Source organism: Arthrobacter sp. MP_M4, assembly GCF_035984855.1.
Classification (GTDB): Bacteria; Actinomycetota; Actinomycetes; order Actinomycetales; family Micrococcaceae; genus Arthrobacter.
In genome coordinates this window covers 25,798-42,064 of the sequence record NZ_JAXCHX010000013.1, presented here as the reverse complement: position 1 = coordinate 42,064, position 16,267 = coordinate 25,798, and the positions used below count along the sequence as shown (strand labels likewise).

At 66.5% G+C, this 16,267-nt stretch carries 15 protein-coding genes, 1 tRNA gene and 1 riboswitch; of the genes, 7 read left to right on the top strand and 9 right to left on the bottom strand.

Annotated features, from left to right (window positions below; translation table 11 throughout):
- Positions 1–58 precede the first annotated feature (58 nt).
- From RCH15_RS11200 to RCH15_RS11190, 3 genes are all read left to right on the top strand, one after another.
- On the top strand, positions 59–901 hold the full coding sequence (locus RCH15_RS11200) for a phosphatase PAP2 family protein (protein ID WP_326960737.1): 843 nt from the start codon (positions 59–61) through the stop codon (positions 899–901).
- 12 nt (positions 902–913) lie between these two features.
- Positions 914–1,549: a uracil phosphoribosyltransferase gene (gene upp / locus RCH15_RS11195; RefSeq protein WP_224048511.1), complete on the top strand. Its 636-nt coding sequence runs from the start codon at positions 914–916 to the stop codon at positions 1,547–1,549.
- 94 nt (positions 1,550–1,643) lie between these two features.
- The gene (locus RCH15_RS11190) at positions 1,644–2,024 is read left to right on the top strand and encodes a glyoxalase superfamily protein (protein ID WP_326960736.1); all 381 of its coding nucleotides are present in this window, start codon (positions 1,644–1,646) and stop codon (positions 2,022–2,024) included.
- 27 nt (positions 2,025–2,051) lie between these two features.
- Here the strand turns inward: RCH15_RS11190 and RCH15_RS11185 are convergent, their stop codons facing one another.
- The 3 genes from RCH15_RS11185 to RCH15_RS11175 form a co-directional block, all read right to left on the bottom strand.
- Positions 2,052–2,801 carry a hypothetical protein gene (locus RCH15_RS11185; protein WP_326960735.1) on the bottom strand — a complete coding sequence of 250 codons (750 nt, stop codon included), beginning with the start codon at positions 2,799–2,801 and terminating at the stop codon, positions 2,052–2,054.
- Positions 2,800–2,960: riboswitch (cyclic di-AMP (ydaO/yuaA leader) on the bottom strand. It overlaps the preceding gene by 2 nt.
- 198 nt (positions 2,961–3,158) lie before the next feature.
- On the bottom strand, positions 3,159–4,772 hold the full coding sequence (locus RCH15_RS11180; protein WP_326960734.1) for a sensor histidine kinase: 1,614 nt from the start codon (positions 4,770–4,772) through the stop codon (positions 3,159–3,161).
- A 3-nt stretch (positions 4,773–4,775) separates the two neighbouring features.
- Positions 4,776–5,516, bottom strand: a complete 741-nt coding sequence (locus RCH15_RS11175) for a response regulator transcription factor (RefSeq protein ID WP_326960733.1) — start codon at positions 5,514–5,516, stop codon at positions 4,776–4,778.
- Between the two features lie 620 nt (positions 5,517–6,136).
- Between RCH15_RS11175 and RCH15_RS11170 the strand changes: the two genes are divergently transcribed.
- The 3 genes from RCH15_RS11170 (at position 6,137) to RCH15_RS11160 (ending at position 8,309) form a co-directional block, all read left to right on the top strand.
- The gene (locus RCH15_RS11170; RefSeq protein WP_326960732.1) at positions 6,137–7,000 is read left to right on the top strand and encodes a winged helix-turn-helix domain-containing protein; all 864 of its coding nucleotides are present in this window, start codon (positions 6,137–6,139) and stop codon (positions 6,998–7,000) included.
- Between the two features lie 106 nt (positions 7,001–7,106).
- Entirely contained in the window at positions 7,107–7,634 is a 528-nt protein-coding gene (locus RCH15_RS11165) for a SixA phosphatase family protein (protein ID WP_326960731.1), read from the top strand.
- A 96-nt stretch (positions 7,635–7,730) separates the two neighbouring features.
- A complete protein-coding gene (locus RCH15_RS11160) occupies positions 7,731–8,309 on the top strand; it encodes a hypothetical protein (protein WP_326960730.1) in 579 nt (192 codons plus the stop codon).
- Between the two features lie 4 nt (positions 8,310–8,313).
- On the opposite strand, the gene RCH15_RS11155 is transcribed toward RCH15_RS11160, so the two are convergent.
- The 6 genes from RCH15_RS11155 to RCH15_RS11130 all read right to left on the bottom strand — a co-directional run bounded on the left by RCH15_RS11155 (position 8,314) and on the right by RCH15_RS11130 (position 14,160).
- Complete coding sequence (locus RCH15_RS11155) at positions 8,314–8,931, bottom strand: hypothetical protein (RefSeq protein WP_326960729.1); 618 nt, start codon at positions 8,929–8,931, stop codon at positions 8,314–8,316.
- Positions 8,932–8,955: 24 nt separating this feature from the next.
- Positions 8,956–9,573, bottom strand: coding sequence for a TetR/AcrR family transcriptional regulator (locus tag RCH15_RS11150; RefSeq protein WP_326960728.1), 618 nt, complete (start codon positions 9,571–9,573; stop codon positions 8,956–8,958).
- Positions 9,570–11,618: a YhgE/Pip family protein gene (locus tag RCH15_RS11145; protein WP_326960727.1), complete on the bottom strand. Its 2,049-nt coding sequence runs from the start codon at positions 11,616–11,618 to the stop codon at positions 9,570–9,572. The genes RCH15_RS11150 and RCH15_RS11145 overlap by 4 nt, the downstream gene beginning before the upstream one ends.
- A complete protein-coding gene (locus RCH15_RS11140; protein ID WP_326960726.1) occupies positions 11,615–12,328 on the bottom strand; it encodes an ABC transporter ATP-binding protein in 714 nt (237 codons plus the stop codon). The genes RCH15_RS11145 and RCH15_RS11140 overlap by 4 nt, the downstream gene beginning before the upstream one ends.
- A 93-nt stretch (positions 12,329–12,421) precedes the next feature.
- The gene (locus RCH15_RS11135; protein WP_326960725.1) at positions 12,422–13,879 is read right to left on the bottom strand and encodes a dihydrolipoyl dehydrogenase family protein; all 1,458 of its coding nucleotides are present in this window, start codon (positions 13,877–13,879) and stop codon (positions 12,422–12,424) included.
- A gap of 207 nt (positions 13,880–14,086) precedes the next feature.
- Positions 14,087–14,160, bottom strand: a tRNA-Arg gene (locus tag RCH15_RS11130).
- Positions 14,161–14,434: 274 nt separating this feature from the next.
- Between RCH15_RS11130 and RCH15_RS11125 the strand changes: the two genes are divergently transcribed.
- Positions 14,435–16,267 (top strand): phosphoenolpyruvate carboxykinase (GTP), encoded by a 1,833-nt coding sequence (locus RCH15_RS11125; RefSeq protein ID WP_326960724.1) that lies wholly within the window; start codon positions 14,435–14,437, stop codon positions 16,265–16,267.

Sequence of the window (16,267 nt, the reverse complement as noted above, 5' to 3'; positions counted from 1 at the left end):
GCTGCGCAGCCCGGCTGCCCGGCAATGAACCACCGGCAACGATATATCGGGAGAAGCCGTGAACACCGGAACAGAGAGCTGGCTGACGCAACGCTGGGGCAGGTGGGTGGTGCCGTACGCGGCGCTGTGGGCCACGATGCTCATCGGAGGCGTGATAGTGGTGGTGCTGGCGTTGCTCAGCGCCGAGGTCTACGACAACGTCGTGGACGACGCCGGCCTGGCGAACCTGGACAAACCCACGCTGGGAATGATGGAGCAGTTCCGCAGCCCCGGACTCGACGCGTTCGTCACGGGCTTCACGAACATCGGCGGCGGGATCGGAATGCCCATCCTGGCCAGTATTCTCACCGCGTGGCTCATCTGGGCCAGCCGCACCTGGCGTCCGCTGATCCTGATTGGTGGTGCCGCCGCAGTCTCCGTGACGGCGACGTCCTTGGGCAAGAAACTGATCGGCAGGGCACGCCCGGATCACGCCGACGCTGTCCCGCCCTACGAATCCTCACCGTCGTTCCCGAGTGGCCACACGCTCAACACCACCGTGGTGATTGGCCTGGTGGTCTACCTCGCATGCCTGCAGATCACCCGCACACTGGCCCGGGTGGGCCTGATCGCGGCAGGTGCGGCGTTCATTTTCGCGATGGGCATGAGCAGGGTCTATCTCGGCCACCACTGGATGACTGACGTCATCATCGGGTGGGTGCTGGGGCTGGCCTGGGTAGGGATCGTGATCCTCGCCCACCGGCTTTTCCACGTCCTGCGGCACCGGGAACAGGCCGGGCCCGCGCCCACCTTCGACAACGAGGTCCACTTGCGCGACGGCGTCCCCGGCGATGCTGCTCCCAAGGCCAGGAACGACGCCGGCGCCCGCAGTCCCACGGGCCGGCCCCCCGCCGCCGGATGATAGTTTTGACCCATGCGCACTTTCGTTGTGGACCACCCGCTGGTCGCCCATAAGCTCACCGTTCTCCGGGACAAGAACACCCCGTCTCCGGTGTTCCGCCAGCTCACCGAGGAGCTCGTCACGCTGCTGGCGTACGAGGCCACCCGCGAGGTCCGCACCGAACCGGTGACCATCGAGACGCCGGTCAGCACCACCATCGGCACGGCGTTCACCAAGCCCACGCCGCTGGTGGTCCCTATCCTGCGTGCCGGCCTGGGCATGCTCGAGGGCATGACCAAGCTGGTCCCCACCGCCGAGGTCGGGTTCCTCGGCATGGCCCGGGATGAAGAGACCCTGGACATCATCACGTACGCCGAGCGCCTGCCGGAGGACCTGACGGACCGGCAGATCTTTGTGCTGGACCCCATGCTGGCTACGGGCGGGACGTTGCGGGAGGCCATCAAGTTCCTCTTCAAACGCGGAGCCTCCGACGTCACCTGCATCTGCCTGCTGGCCGCCCCGGAGGGACTGGCGAAGCTGGAGGAAGAACTCTCGGACGCCAACGTCACGATCGTGCTCGCCTCCATCGACGAGAAGCTGAACGAGAAGTCTTATATCGTTCCGGGCCTGGGCGACGCCGGCGACCGACTTTACGGCGTCGCTGGTTAGCCCAGCCACCCGGCCGGCCGCGGCCCCGGAGTACCCCTAAGGCAGGCTGTTTGGGGCTACCGCAAAGCGTGCCCCGGGGACTAGCCTGAGCCGCATGGATTGGAAACTTGAACTGGTCTTTGTCCCCGTGTCCGATGTGGACCGCGCCAAGGATTTCTACGTCAACAAGGTGGGTTTCAACGCAGACTTCGACGAGCGGCCCTCGGACGGCATCCGTTTCGTTCAACTGACCCCGCCCGGCTCGGCGTGCTCGATCGCCATAGGAGAGGGCCTGACCGACGCGCCTCCCGGCACCGCCCCCAGCCTGCAGGTGGTGGTTAGCGACATCCAACAGGCCCACAGGCAATTGAAGGACGCCGGCGTGGACGCCAGTGACATTGATGTCCAGGACTGGGGACACTTCGTCTACTTCGCCGACCCCGACGGCAACAAGTGGGCGCTGCAGTTCATCCCCAGCCGTGCCGGCGGTCAATGACCTACCGGCAGTGCGTCGGCCTCAGGTTTAGTACCAGTTGTGGGCGTAGTGGAAGTTCAGGGCACCGCACGGTGATCCATAGCGGTCCTTGACGTACTGCAGGCCCCAATTGATTTGGGTTCGGTAATTGGTGCGGTAATCGGCGCCTGCGCTGGCCATCTTCTCGGCCGGCAGGGACTGGACCACACCGTAGGCGCCGCTGCTCGGGTTGGTGGCAGTGGTCTTCCAATCCGACTCCTTCGTCCAGAGTTTCATCAGGCACTGCATCTCGTTGGCGGCCCAGCCGCGGGAGCCCAACTGGCTGGCAGCGTAGGCCTGCGCACCGGCGGGGTCGTCCACGGCAACGGGAGCAGGTGCGGGGACCGGAGCGGGAGCAGGTACGGGGGCAGGAACCGGCGCCGCAGCCGGTGTGTCGGCGGGCTTTACCTCGGCCGACTGCGCTGCGACGACACTGGGAGGGATATTGGCCTGGGTCCCCACCAGTACATGCTCAAAATTGAGGCGCGGCAGGGGATCGGCCGTGACGGCCGACTGCGTGGCGCTGCCGGCGGTAACTGTGGGGGCTGCGGGTTGGGACGCCTGGCCGGCGGCGGCGCCCCCCACCAGCACCGCGCACGCTGCAGCGATGGCCGCCACGCGGCGTCCGGGGGAACCCGCGGGGCCGGCGAACCGGGACAGGGCAGATGCTGGTTTTGCCGGCTCGGCGCGGTGGCGCGAAGCTTCGGAACGGGTATTTGCAGCGCCGTCAGGGCGCGTTTGTGCCTCGGATGTGGTCATGATCGCCTCTCAACGCCTGCGGAGTTAGCTGTCGGGTTCGGATGAGGTCACCCGGCCGCACGGAATCTCACGTGTCGGCTTCACCCCGTGGGGGCAATCTGCGCAAATGCCCGGGAACTCTGGGTCCCCCGCCTCTGCCTGGTCCAGCGGAATCCGGGAGGCGGCAGAGCTTGGCGTGCATCCGGATATGCGGCCCGTTGATGGCCGCACCCTAAAACGGTACAGGATATGAGCCGTCAAGTCACATTTCGATAACGGCTGTCCCTGGTGGCGGCGCGGCGGCTTGCTGGCCGCCCCGGTCTGCGTGGCATGCTCCCCGATGTCCTCGGTGGTTCCACTCAGGGCGGGGCCGTGGCTTTAGCGGCTCGCTCCCGGGTGGCCGGTGTTCTCCGGAGGAGGAGTCGGCGGAAGGCGTACCGTGAACTCGGTCCGGCCCGGCGCTGAGGTCACGCTGACGGTGCCGCCGTGGGCCTCGACAATCGACTGCACAATCGACAACCCCAGCCCGCTGGTTCCCTCGGCCGACGCGGCCGTAGCAGCTGCGGCAGCGGGGGGCCCCGGGACCGCACGGGGCGGGTGGGCAGGGAGGTGCGGGAGAGGGGTCCGGCCGGGTGGCGGCGCCGCACCGGTCAGCGGATTCTTCCGGGACGCGTCGGCCCGCGTAAACCGTGCGAAGATGCGGTCCACGAACCCGGGGGCGATCCCCGGGCCGTTGTCCGTCACGGTCAGAACGGCACCCCCGTCAGCGGCGCGCTGCACTCCAGTCACCACCATGGTGCCCGGGCCGGTGTGCTTACGCGCGTTGGATAGCAGGTTGGCCAGCACCTGGTGGAGCTGGGTCGCGTCCCCGCGGACCACCACCGGCTCTTCCGGAAGTTCCAGATGCCAGATGCGGTCCGGGGCCATGACTTTCTCGTCACTCACCGTCTCCACGGCAAGCTGTGTGAGATCCACCTCGGTGAGCTTCAGCGGTTGGCCCTCGTCCAGGCGCGCCAGCAGCAGCAGGTCCTCCACCAGGGTGGTCATGCGTTCGGACTGGCTCTGCACCCGTGCGAGGGACTTTGCGCCGTCGGGCGTGAAGTGCTCGGTCATCCGCATCAGTTCGGTATAGCCACGGATGGCGGTCAGGGGAGTGCGCAGTTCATGGGAGGCATCCGCCACGAACTGCCGGACCTTCATTTCACTTTTCTGCCGGGCCTCCAGGGCGCTGGACACGTTGTCCAACATCAGGTTCAGGGCGTGGCCGACGCTGCCCACCTCTGTTCCGGGATGCGCCGCGGAGGCCGGTACACGCATGGCGAGGCCCACTTCGCCGGCATCGAGCGGCAAACGCGATACCTGCGTGGCCACCCCGGAGAGCTGGTCCAGGGGCTTCATGGTGCGGCGGATCAGCGCGGTGCCGGCCAGTCCAATCACCACTAGACCGCCCGCGGAGACCAAAACCATGGTCCAGACCAGGGACGCCAGCGTTTTGTGCTTCTCGGCGAGCGGCAGCCCGGTGACGATCACGTCGCCGTCCGGGGTGCTGGCCGCCACCAGCCGGTAGGCTCCGGCGGAGAGCGTCCGGTTCACAGGATCGCGCCGGGTGGAGAGCTTCAGAAGAATCTCGTCGTCCTCATCGGTGAGCGACTTCGGGGTGGCGTCCTCGGCAAGGAAGCCGGCGCTGCGGACCGAATCGTCCACGATCCTGGCGTTCAGGGTACCGATCCCCTGGCCGCGCGCCTCCAGGGGATCGCCCCGTCCGCCGGAGCGGCCAAACTCGCGGGTCCGGTCGGCGGCCTGCACCAGCTGGTTGTCGAGCTGCTTGGTCAGGAACGAGTCCATCGAGGCGTAACTGACAATCCCGACAGCACCACAAATCGCCACGAGCAGGGCCATGGTGACAAGAACAAGCCGGGTGCGCAGATGCCAGGTGGACGGGTTGCGCCAGTTGAGCCCGGAGGGGCGCAGCGGGCGGAAACGTTCAGGCACCGATCAGTCCGCCGGTTTGAGGACGTAGCCGGCGCCGCGGACCGTATGGATCATGGGCGGGTGGTTGGCATCGACCTTCTTGCGCAGGTAGGAGATGTACAGCTCCACAATGTTGGCCTGCCCGCCAAAGTCGTAGTCCCAGACCCGGTCCAGGATCTGGGCCTTGCTGACAACGCGCTTCGGGTTTTCCATGAGATAGCGCAGCAACTCGAACTGGGTGGCCGTGAGATGCAGTTCCGCACCCGCACGCTTCACTTCGCGTGTATCGACGTTCAGGACGAGGTCCCCGACCACAAGTTCGGCGGTGTCCATGGCAGCCACCCCGGAGCGCTGGACCAGCCGGTGCAGCCGCAGGAGCACCTCTTCCATGCTGAAGGGCTTGGTTACGTAGTCGTCCCCGCCGGCAGCCAGCCCGGTAATGCGGTCCTGGACGGCGTCCTTTGCGGTCAGGAACAACGCCGGCACCTCGGGAGCGAAGGCGCGGATCCTGCCCAGCAGCTCCACGCCGTCGAAGCCGGGAAGCATCACATCCAGCACCAGCACATCGGGGCGGAAATCCTTGGCGAGCTTCATGGCCTCGGGTCCGTCGGCGGCGACAGCCACCGACCAGCCCGCCATCCGGAGCCCCATGCTCATCAGCTCGGACAGGCTCGGCTCATCGTCCACCACCAGGGCTCGGATGGGGGAACCGTCCGGATGGGTGAGCTGGGGGAGGTTGTTGGTCATGGAGTGCGAGGTGGCCATGGGACAACTCTCCGATCTGCCGGTTAGGTGCGGCTTTGGGGATCCTGTGCGGCGCCTGTGAATCCCAGCCTAGCGAGCTGGGCACGGTGAGGAGCGGCGGGCGGGCCCGATTCCGCACTTTTCCGGCGACCACTCTGTGGACTGCTGGACAACCGATAGTAAGTAGGCGAACGGTTTGGCCCTATCGGCCTACAGTGAACACCTGCGGAAAAAAAGTCCCCCTGATCGAACTTTGTTCGGGCTGCCGGGTGATTTGCAAACCACTGCAGTGGAGGCGACGAAGGATCGGACGGCCGGCAGAATTGTGATGTGCACTACACTTGCGGATTTCGTCTCACATACCGGACATTGGCGTCCATTGTTACTTGCAAGTTTTCATTGTTACGTTGCACACTTCAACTGTGAACAAGTACTCAACAGCACCTGCAGCCGCAGTTTCCTGGATCAGCGCACCCGCTGGTACCCGGAAGCGCTGTTGTCGAATGCACGCCTAACTTTTACACCCCAAGAGTTTCTAGGCATTCGCCCCAGCCCGGCGTCGGGCGCCCTCCCCAGTTTCATTGCGGGAAAAGTAGCATTCGAGCCGCGATGACGGCCATTCACATTGAGGTAAGCATTCCATGTCAGTTGCATCCGGATACGTCCACATCTCCGTCCGAAACGCCAGCAAGGCCGGCCAGGCCTCCGGGATCCGCCAGGGCTTCGGCGGCCGGGCACCTTTGGCCCCTGCAGGGTCCGGCAACAGCTTCCCCGCAGCCGGCTTCGCGCCGCAGGGATACAACCCCACCTCCTACGGCCAGCTCCGCGCTGTTCCGCCGGCACCGGCCACGGCACCGACTCCTGTGATCGCTCCCGGGACCGGAAGCCCCGTCCGTCCCGTTCCGAACGACAACGTTGCCCGCGGTTTTGTGCTTTACATGGGGATCGATGAGGAAACCGCCGCGGCTGCCGGCACGTCCATCGCCAAGCTCGCCCAGGAGATCCGCGCCTACGCCCAGTCCCTGGTTTCCGGCGCTGAAAGCTATGCGGCCGTCGCCGTCGCCCCGGCCGGCGCAACCGGTTCCGCGCTCGACGTCGTCCGTTCCACCTTCGGTGACCCCACGGTGGGTGCCCGCCAGCGCTCGGACGCCGCCCGCCTGCAGCAGCCGCAGGACCCGCGGCCCTCCGGCGTGCTGATCGACCTCGCCCGCCGGGAAGTGGCACTCGACGGGGAATCCCTGAACCTCACCTTCAAGGAGTTCGAGCTCCTCAATTACCTGGTGGAGAACGGCACCCGGACCGTAGGCCGTGATGAACTGCTCGAAGGGCTGTGGCGGAACGCCGAAGAAGTCCCCAATGAGCGGACCATCGACGTCCACATCCGCCGTCTACGTTCCAAGCTGGGCCGCCTCGCCAACACAGTCCGGACCGTTCGCGGCCAGGGCTACCGGTTCTACGAGCATCCCGAAGTTGTGGTCTGGGCCGCGCCGGAATACTCGATCTAACGTTCAGCCCGGCCCAGGCGCCTGTCCCGCACGCGGGGCGGGCGCCTGGGCGTTAACGCCATTCGCACGCGCGGCGACCCGCCCGTGCGCCACTAGGATTGGTTCCATGAGCGCGCATCACATGAGACGGCTGGTGATCATGCGCCATGCCAAGGCGGACTGGCCCGGCGGCGTCGCCGACCACGACCGGCCGCTGGAAGAACGCGGCCACCGTGACGCCCCGCAAGCCGGCAGATGGCTGTTGAAGCACGGCGTGGTCCCCGACTTCATTCTTTGTTCCAGTGCCTTGCGCACGCGGCAGACGTGCACCTGGGTCTGCCACGAGCTCGGAGACAAGGCACCGACGCCGAAACTGGAGCAGGGGCTTTATGCGGCCTCCGCATCGCGGATGCTGGCTGTCATTAACCACGTTCCGGACACCGTGACCACCCTCCTGGTCATTTCGCACATGCCCGGCGTGCAGGACCTTGCCATGCACCTGGCCTCCCGCGACTCCAGCCACGATGCGTACATGGACGCCGCCACACGGTACCCCACCAGCGCGCTGACCATTCTGGAGACCGAGAAATCCTGGGCTGAACTGGACGGCCAGGACGCGAAACTCACGCGTTTCAAGGTTCCACGGGCCACGTAGCTTTCCGGCCACGCCTGCCCCGTTCAGGTCCGCTGTCCGGGTGCATAGTCAGGCGCCCCATTCTGCGGTTTACTGATGCTGTTCACTCGCGGACGTATGGCGATCGAGAGAGAAGGCGGAATCATCGTGGATTCAGGACAGCTTATTGGACTCATCATCGGCATCGTGGTGGTGCTGGCGATCGTGATCGTGGCCATCATGCTCGGCCGCAAACGCAAGGCAGCGGCAAACCGCACCAAGGCGGTGGAAATGCGGGACCAGGCCAGGACCGAGGAGATCGGCGCGAGGGAGCGCGAGGCGAAGGCAGCACGCGCCGAGGCGGATGCCAAACAGGCGGAAGTGGAGGCCGAGCGGCTCCGGGAGGAGGCCCGCGGCCGGCAGCAGGAAGCCGAGCAGGTCCGCTCCGGCGTGCAGGACCAGCTGCGGAAGGCCGATGAGCTGGACCCCGATGTCGCAACCGGCAAACGCGGCCACGGACAGGACCATGTGTCCCGGGACGCTGCAGGCACGGAGGAGCTGCGCCGAGACCGCAGCGACCGCAACCCCGGCCAAGGCGAGCAGGCCTCCCCCCTGGCGGGCGAGCAAGCCCACCGCACTGAGGTCCCCGGCAGTGAGCTTCCACCTGAGCAAGGCCACACCGGCGAACCCCGCAGCGATCCTCCCCGGAATCTCTGAGGACTTACCTGCTGGCACCGCCGCGCTGGCGGGTCGTGTTTTGCGTCGTGGACCGGGCAGCCGGGCGGGGGGCCGCTGCCCGGGACGGCGCGCGTGGCGGCGTTCGGCGGGCAGTTTGGGCCGCCGGGCGCCGCGTGGCCGACGCCGGTCCCCTTGTGGCCGACACCGGGCCCCGCGCGGTTGCCGCCGGGCGGCGCAGGGGAGCACCGGTGCTTCCCCTGCGCGGACGCCCCCTCTTGCCCGGCAGGACGGTTCCGGCCAGCAACAACAGCAAGGTGGCCGCGCCGGCGGCGGCGGCGAGGTAGAAGTACAAGTCCGGATGGATTGAATCCACGGGGGACGACAGCGCGGCCGGGTCTGCGTTGAAAGCCAGGCCCCATTGGCGCAGGAACGCGATGCTGAACGCGGTGAAGAGGGTGCTCCCGATTCCGCTGGCCACCAGGGTGCGGTGCCGCCGGCGGATGACCACCTCCGAGACGCAGGCCACGTACGCTGCGGCGGAGGCCGTAAGGAACCACGCGAACACCGTTTCGTGCAGTGTGATCCCGGCCAGCACCAGCAGTGCCAGCGCAGTGACAAACGCTCCGATGGCGAACTTGCCGCAGTTACCCAGGTGGCCCATGAAGACAATCATCCCCGAGCGGGACTACTTCACGACGTAGCCGCGCATGGAGGCCATGATTGCCGTAACGCTTTGCTCCCGCGTGCGCTCCGGGTTGTAGGTCTGCCGATCCAGGCCCACCACGAAGCACGCGCCGAAAATGGCGGTCTCCAGGCTGCCCCTGGACACGGCAGGGTCCACGGGGTAGACGGCAGCGACGGCGTCAATCGCTGCTCCCACTACGGTCAGCAGTCGTCCGCGGAGCTCGGTGAAGGTGTCCTGCCATTCACTGTGGGTCCGCCAGTTCTCGCTGACCCACAACCGGGCGAAGGACGGGTACTCGTCCATGAAGTCCATGGCCTGTCCGATCATTTCGTCCATGGCCATGAGCGGGTCCACCGAATCGTCCCTGACGCTCAGCAGCCGGGCCAACAGGATGTCCACGCCATGGTGCAGCAGCTGGGCGATCAGATCCGATTTGCTGCCGAAGTTGTAATAGACCGTGCCCTTGGACACTCCGGCCGCCGCGGCAATTTCATCGACGGTCACGCCGGCCACGCCGCGCTCGCCAATCAGTTCCATCGAGGCCTCAAAAAGCTTCTGCTTGGTCGCGTTGGTGCGCGCCGGTCTGAGCTTCTTCGTGGTGTCCGTGGGGCTGCTCATACGGCGATCTCCGGCTTCAGGGACTTGAGGGTCCAGAACTTGTGTTTCCGGACGGCGAGGGTTGACATGGCTGTGCCCAGCAAAGTGTAGCCAAGCAAACCCAGCACGGTGGGCAGGATGACGGCGAGGTCGGCTCCGTAGATCAGGTGCCGCATGCCGTTGACCACGTATCCCATCGGAAGGATCTGGTGCACCACGTGCAGCGGCTCCGGCGTGGTCTGCCAGGGGAAGGTGCCGCCGGAGGAGACCAGCTGCAGCACGAGCAGGATGAGCACCACGAGTTTGCCCGGTGTACCAAGCAGCGCCACGACGCCCTGGATGATGGCGCTGAACGCCATCGCAGCGGCCAGCATCAGGAACCACATGAGCCAGGGGTGGGCAGGATTGAGTCCGAGTCCCACGTCGACCACCAGGGTGAGCAGGCTTGCCTGGACGGCCGAGACGGCCAGGAAGGGAAGCCAGCCGCCGACGGCGATTTTCCACGCCGGGGCGTTCGAGGCCAGGGCCCGCTGGGTGACGGGCCGCATCGCCTGGACCAGCATGAAGATGCCGATCCACAGGGCCAGGGTGAGGAAGAATGGAGCCAGGCCCGCGCCGTAGGAACCGGCCTTGGCTTGCGAGACGTTGCTGACGGCGACCGGATCGGCGATCACCTTGGCGATGCTGTTCTTCTGGGTGTCATCGGGGTTGGGAACCTGGCCGGCGCCCTTGGCGAGCTCGGTTGCCAGCGTTCCGGCGCCGTCGGCGGCTGTTGCCGCGCCGCTCTCCAGCTGGGCCGTGCCGTCGTCGAGCTTCTGCGCGCCTGCGGAGAGTTTCCCGGCGCCGTCGAGGGCGCTCTGCTGCCCCGCGGCGAGAGTGGCGGCCCCAGCGGCCAGCTGGTCCGCGCCGGTGGAGGCCTGGGCGATGGCAGTGGTGAGGGCGGGGGTGGCTTTAGCAAGTTTGGCAGCTCCGGCACTGACGGCGGCGGAACCGTCGGCCAGCTGTTGGATCTGGCCCGCCGCGGTCTTCAACGCAGCGGCGGGACCCGCGGCTGCGGGCGGGGCAGCAGCCGCGTCGAAGTCCGCGAGGATCGCCTCCGCCTGGACCGGGGTGATGGTCCCGGCGGCGACGAGCCGGTTGTTGGAGGCGACCACCAGGCCGCGCCGTGCCTGGGCAGCGGCCTGTTCGGCCGCGGTGAGCTGGCCGGCGAGGGCCTGCACCTTGGTGTTGAGCGTGGCGTTGCCTGCCGCGACTTGCGCTGCGCCGTCCGCGAGCGTCTGGGAATCAGCCGGCAGGGTGGCGGTTTTGTTCTGAAGCTGGGTCAGGCCGCCCCCGAGTTTGCTGGCTCCCGTACTGAGGGAGGTGGCACCGTCCCGGAGCTTGAGCTGGCCGTTGTAGAGATCGGCGGTGCCGGTCCTGAGTTCGCCGGTGCCCTGGTGAAGGGTGACGGTCCCTTCGTGGAGGCTCCCGACGCCGTCGGCGAGCTCCTTGGCTCCGTCGGAGGCTTTGAGCATCTGGGCGTGGATGGTTCCGAATCCGGTGAGGAGCTGGTTGGCGGTTTCCTCGCCCACCTCGGTGGCCACGGTGGCGTGCACGGCGGTGGTGAGTTTGTCCACAATGGTGCTCAGCAGGTAGTTGTTCGCGTCATTGGTGGTGACATTGAGCATGGCCTGGTTGGCGGCGTCGAAGCTGCCGGGGGAGACGAGGTTTGCTGAGAAGTCCTGGGGAATCTTCAACGCGAAGGCGTACTTGCCCGTGCTCACGCCCTCGTCCGCTTCTGCGGTGTCAGTAACTGTCTGCCAGTTGAAGGTGTGCGCGTCCACGAGGCTGTCGGCGACTTTCCGTCCGGCCTCGAGCCTGGTGCCGTCGGCGGATGTGGCGCCTGTGTCCTCCACCACCAGGGCCGCATCGATCTGGTTCAGCTTTCCGTAAGGATCCCAGTTGGCGTACAGGTACACGGCGCCGTAGAGCAGGGGAACCATGGTCAGCGCCAGAATGGTGAGCTTGGGCAGCAGGCCGCCGGTCATGCGTTTGAGTTCAGAGCGGGCAAGCCGCAGCACAGTCACTTTGCGTCCTCAGTTTCGGAGGTGGTGGGAGCTTCGAGGGGTTCGGGTTCGGGTTCGGTGGCGGTGTCGGCGGGAGTGGCCGCGTTGCCGATTTCTGCTGCCGGTCCGGTCCAGCCGTCGGGGAGATGCAGGACGGTGGCGACGACGGCGAGCGGGCGCCCGGCGTCGTAGGCCAGTTCCTGGAGCCGCGGCAACCAGTCGTTGGGATCGCCGTGACGGTCCGGGGAATCCACCACGAGCAGATCCGTGTTGGGGTTCGCCAGGGCGAGGGCAGTGAGCAGTTCTATCCGCCGGGCCGCCGGAAGTTGTTCGGTCCAGAGGTCCGCGATGTCCTCGAACCGGTTGATTTTGAGCCACGGCTTGCTGAGCAGGGACCCCCGGTAGCGGCGCGGGACCAGGGCAAGGTCTTCAGTGACGAGGTCACGGACGCTGAGGTGCTGCTCGGGTTCGTTCACCCCCGGGGAGTCGACGACGGCGCTCGCCTGCCGCAACGCCTTGATTTTGGTGCTTCCGTTCCACCGCGTGCCGTCCCACTCGAAGTGGCCGCCGGCGGGTTTGAACCGTCCGCTCAGGGCCAGCGCCAGTGTGGTGCGCTGGTCCTGGCGCTTCCCGGTGACGAGCAGGAGCTCCCCGCGCCGGACCTGAAGGGAGGTGGCCGGCAGAAGTTCGTCGCGTCTGCCGTCCACGGAGAGCTGTTGCACGCGGAGCACGGGAAGCCTTTCGCAGATGAATGTCTACGACAAGGCTAACCGAACTGACTGGTCAGTTCAAATAGAAGCCGGCGGTGTCGCTGCGGCCGGAGTTCAGAGCCCGTATTCCTCGAGGAGCCGCAGCCAGACTTCACTGATGGTCGGGTAGGCCGGCACGGCGTGCCATAACCGGTCAAGCGGGACCTCTCCGACGACGGCTATGGTTGCGGCGTGCAGAAGTTCGGCCACATCCGGGCCGGCAAAGGTGGCGCCCAGCAGCACCTTCCGGTCCTCGTCGACCACCAGTTGCGCCCACCCCTCGTACCGTTCGGCGTGCAGCGAGGATCCGGCCACCTGGATGGGCAACTCCACGGAGGACACCTTGTAGCCATCCCTTTCCGCCTGCTGCACCGTCCGGCCCACGTTCGCCAGTTCCGGATCCGTGAACACGACGCTGGGCACCGCGTGGTCATCAGCTGTCCGGGCATACCGGCTCCACGGCGCCGCCGTCGCGCCAAGTTCGCCCTTGGCCCGGGCCGCGATCGCGTCTCCTGTGGTGCGGGCCTCGTACTTGCCCTGATGGGTCAACATGACTTTCCCGGCGGCGTCGCCGGCAGCGTACAGCCACGGGTCGGCGTCGTTCCCGGGAACCTCCGCCACCAGGCCGGTGGCGTCCGTGCTGAGCCGCAGGTGCTGGCCCTCCGGGGCGGTGAGGCCCACACGTTCCAGCCCCAGTCCTTCCAGGGCTGGATGCCGGCCGGTGGTGACCAGGAGCTTGTCCGCCGTCACGGTGCTGCCGCCCTCCAGCTCAAGAGTGAGGGAGCCGTCCTTGTTCGCGCGGACGCCCGTGGTTCCGGTGTGAAGACGGAGACTGACCCCGTCCGCCCGCAGACCGGCCGCCACCAGGGCACTGGCCTCCTCCGGAAAGGCGCCCAACAGGCCGCCGCGGGCAACCACCGTGACCGTGGAGCCCAGCCGGGCGAAGGCTTGGGCAAGCTCTGTGCCGGCCACGCCCCCGCCAAGGACCGCCAGTCTGTCCGGAATGGCTTGCGCGGAGGTCGCTTCACGCGTGGTCCAGTAGTCGACGTCGGACAGGCCATCAACGGGCGGCACGGCGGGCGCGGACCCGGTGGCCACCACGACGGCGTGCCGTGCCGTGAGCGCGTAACTGTTGCCGTCCAGCCCGGCAACTTCAACTTCCCTCGTGCCGGTAATCCAGCCGTGGCCCCGGATGAGTTCGATCCCTGTGTCCTCGACCCAGGTGACCTGACTGTCATCCTGCCAGTTGGAGGTGAAGTAGTCGCGGCGTTTCAGGACGGCGGCCGTGTCCAGGGTCTGGGTAATGGCCTCCTTGGCACCGGGCACCGTCTGGGCGCCGTGCAGGGCGGTGCCCGGGCGCAGCAGCGCCTTGGATGGCATGCAGGCCCAGTAGGAGCATTCGCCGCCGACAAGTTCGGCTTCGACCAGCACCGCCGTCAGTCCGCCTTGCACCGCGCGGTCCGCCACGTTCTCGCCCACGGCGCCCGCACCGATCACGATGACATCAAATTCCCGTTTCACCTGAGCCGTCATGGCAAAAGCCTACGCCCGGCCCGGCCCGGTTCCGGGTGGCGCCGGGTGGCGCCGCCGCCGGCCCCTTGCGGGGCGCCACGCTGGCCGTCGCGCCCGGACCGCCGGCCCCCGACCTCGGCTGGGGTTAAACCAAAAGATCCGCACCGGTGGACCGGTGCGGATCTTTTTCACTGTGATTTTTTGATTGTCTTCACTGTGTTTTCACAGTGCGCCCAAAGGGATTCGAACCCCTGACCTTCTGTTCCGTAGACAGACGCTCTATCCAGCTGAGCTATGGGCGCATATGCCGGTCCGGAACTTCTTGCTCCCCGAACCTCGAATTACTTTACGCGAGGTGGGGCCGTACTGACAAATCGGAGCGGGTGTAATATGGATGACTAGACCGGTCTACGTGACCTTAGTCACAAATTGCGGGCTTTGGACGGGGCGGATTCCTTGAATTCCCGGGGTTTTCAATTTCCTGCTGCCCGGACATCCCATATCTGGCCCCCTTTTTAGGGGGTGATCTAGCCCTACATTTAGGACACACGACTGAACCCGAGGAAGGGAACCGTAATGGGAGATCTGGCGCGACTGCCGTTGCTTGAAAAAGCACCCACCACACATGCCGGACTGCTGGCATGGGTCGAAGAGGTTGCTGAACTGACCCAGCCGGACCGGATCCACTGGGTGGACGGCTCCGAGGAGGAGAACACCCGGCTTACGGACGAACTTGTCGCAGCGGGCACGTTGACCCGCCTGAACGAGAAGCTGTTCCCCAATTCCTTTGCGGCTTTCTCCGACCCCGCCGATGTGGCCCGCGTCGAGGAGCAGACCTTTATCTGCTCCGAGAACGAACGCGATGCCGGCTTCACCAATAACTGGATGGCCCCGGCGGAAATGAAGGAGAAGCTGCGCGGATTGTTCAGCGGCTCCATGCGCGGCCGCACCATGTACGTCATCCCGTTCGTCATGGGCCACCTCGATGCCGAGGATCCCAAGTTTGGTGTGGAGATCACCGACAGCGCCTACGTTGTCGCCTCCATGCGCATCATGGCCACCATCGGCACCGCGGTGCTGGAGAAGATCACCGCCACCAGCGCCTTCTTTGTCCCGGCACTGCACTCCCTGGGCGCACCGCTCGCCCCCGGCCAGGCTGACGTCACCTGGCCCTGCAACCCGGACAAGTGGATCGTGCACTTCCCCGAGGAGCGCTCCATCTGGTCCTTCGGCTCCGGCTACGGCGGCAACGCCCTGCTGGGCAAAAAGTGCTACGCCCTGCGCATCGCGTCCGTGATGGCCCGGGATGAAGGCTGGCTCGCGGAGCACATGCTCATCCTCAAGCTGACCTCGCCGGAGAAGAAGAACTACTACATCTCCGCCGCGTTCCCGTCCGCCTGCGGCAAAACCAACCTCGCCCTGCTGGACCCGACCATCGAGGGCTGGAAGGTCGAGACCCTGGGTGACGACATCACCTGGATGCGGATCGGCAAGGAAGGCGAACTGCGCGCCACCAACCCGGAGGCCGGCCTGTTCGGCGTCGCCCCCGGCACCGGCTGGGGCACCAACCCCAACGCCATGCGCGCCATAGCCAAGGGCCACAGCATCTTCACGAACGTTGCGCTCACGGATGAGGGCGGCGTGTGGTGGGAGGGCATGACCGATGAGGTTCCCGCCCACCTGACGGACTGGCAGGGCAATTCCTGGACTCCTGATTCGGACAAGCCGGCAGCCCACCCGAACTCCCGCTTCTGCACCCCCATCTCGCAGGTGGACATGCTGGCCGAGGAGTACTTCAGCCCCGACGGCGTGGAGCTCTCTGCAATCCTGTTCGGCGGACGCCGCAAGACCACGGTGCCGCTGGTCACCCAGGCCCGCAACTGGACCAACGGCATCTTCATGGGCTCCACCCTCTCCTCCGAGACGACGGCGGCCGCCGCCGGCCAGATCGGCGTGCTGCGGCGTGACCCGATGGCCATGCTGCCGTTCATCGGTTACGACGCCGGCGACTACCTGAAGCACTGGATCAGTGTCTCGGGTAAGGCAAATCCGGAACGTCTGCCGCACATCTTCCTGGTCAACTGGTTCCGGCGTACGGCCGACGGCGATTTCGCGTGGCCTGGCTTCGGCGACAACGCCCGCGTGCTGAAGTGGGCCATCGAACGCATCGAAGGCAAGGCGGACGCCGTCGAGACCCCCATTGGCTTCGTGCCGGCCGGGAACTCGCTGGACCTCTCCGGCCTGGACCTCACGCACGCGCACGTCGAAGACGCTGTCCGCGTGGACCGTGCGGAGTGGGATGAAGAGCTGGCCTCCATCGAAGAGTGGTACGCGAGGTTCGGCGACTCGCTGCCGGACGCGCTGCGCTCCGAGCTTGACGGTCTGAAGGAACGTATGGCCGAGCACTGA

Bases quoted from the DNA above. Each gene is read 5' to 3' on its own strand.
- RCH15_RS11190 (WP_326960736.1), top strand. From the start codon at position 1,644: ATGGATTGGAAACTTGAACTGGTCTTTGTCCCCGTGTCCGATGTGGAC.
- RCH15_RS11165 (WP_326960731.1), top strand. From the start codon at position 7,107: ATGAGCGCGCATCACATGAGACGGCTGGTGATCATGCGCCATGCCAAG.
- RCH15_RS11155 (WP_326960729.1), bottom strand. From the start codon at position 8,931: ATGGGCCACCTGGGTAACTGCGGCAAGTTCGCCATCGGAGCGTTTGTC.
- RCH15_RS11135 (WP_326960725.1), bottom strand. From the start codon at position 13,879: ATGACGGCTCAGGTGAAACGGGAATTTGATGTCATCGTGATCGGTGCG.
- RCH15_RS11170 (WP_326960732.1), top strand. From the start codon at position 6,137: ATGTCAGTTGCATCCGGATACGTCCACATCTCCGTCCGAAACGCCAGC.
- RCH15_RS11185 (WP_326960735.1), bottom strand. From the start codon at position 2,801: ATGACCACATCCGAGGCACAAACGCGCCCTGACGGCGCTGCAAATACC.
- RCH15_RS11175 (WP_326960733.1), bottom strand. From the start codon at position 5,516: ATGGCCACCTCGCACTCCATGACCAACAACCTCCCCCAGCTCACCCAT.
- RCH15_RS11125 (WP_326960724.1), top strand. From the start codon at position 14,435: ATGGGAGATCTGGCGCGACTGCCGTTGCTTGAAAAAGCACCCACCACA.
- RCH15_RS11160 (WP_326960730.1), top strand. From the start codon at position 7,731: ATGGCGATCGAGAGAGAAGGCGGAATCATCGTGGATTCAGGACAGCTT.
- RCH15_RS11150 (WP_326960728.1), bottom strand. From the start codon at position 9,573: ATGAGCAGCCCCACGGACACCACGAAGAAGCTCAGACCGGCGCGCACC.
- upp (WP_224048511.1), top strand. From the start codon at position 914: ATGCGCACTTTCGTTGTGGACCACCCGCTGGTCGCCCATAAGCTCACC.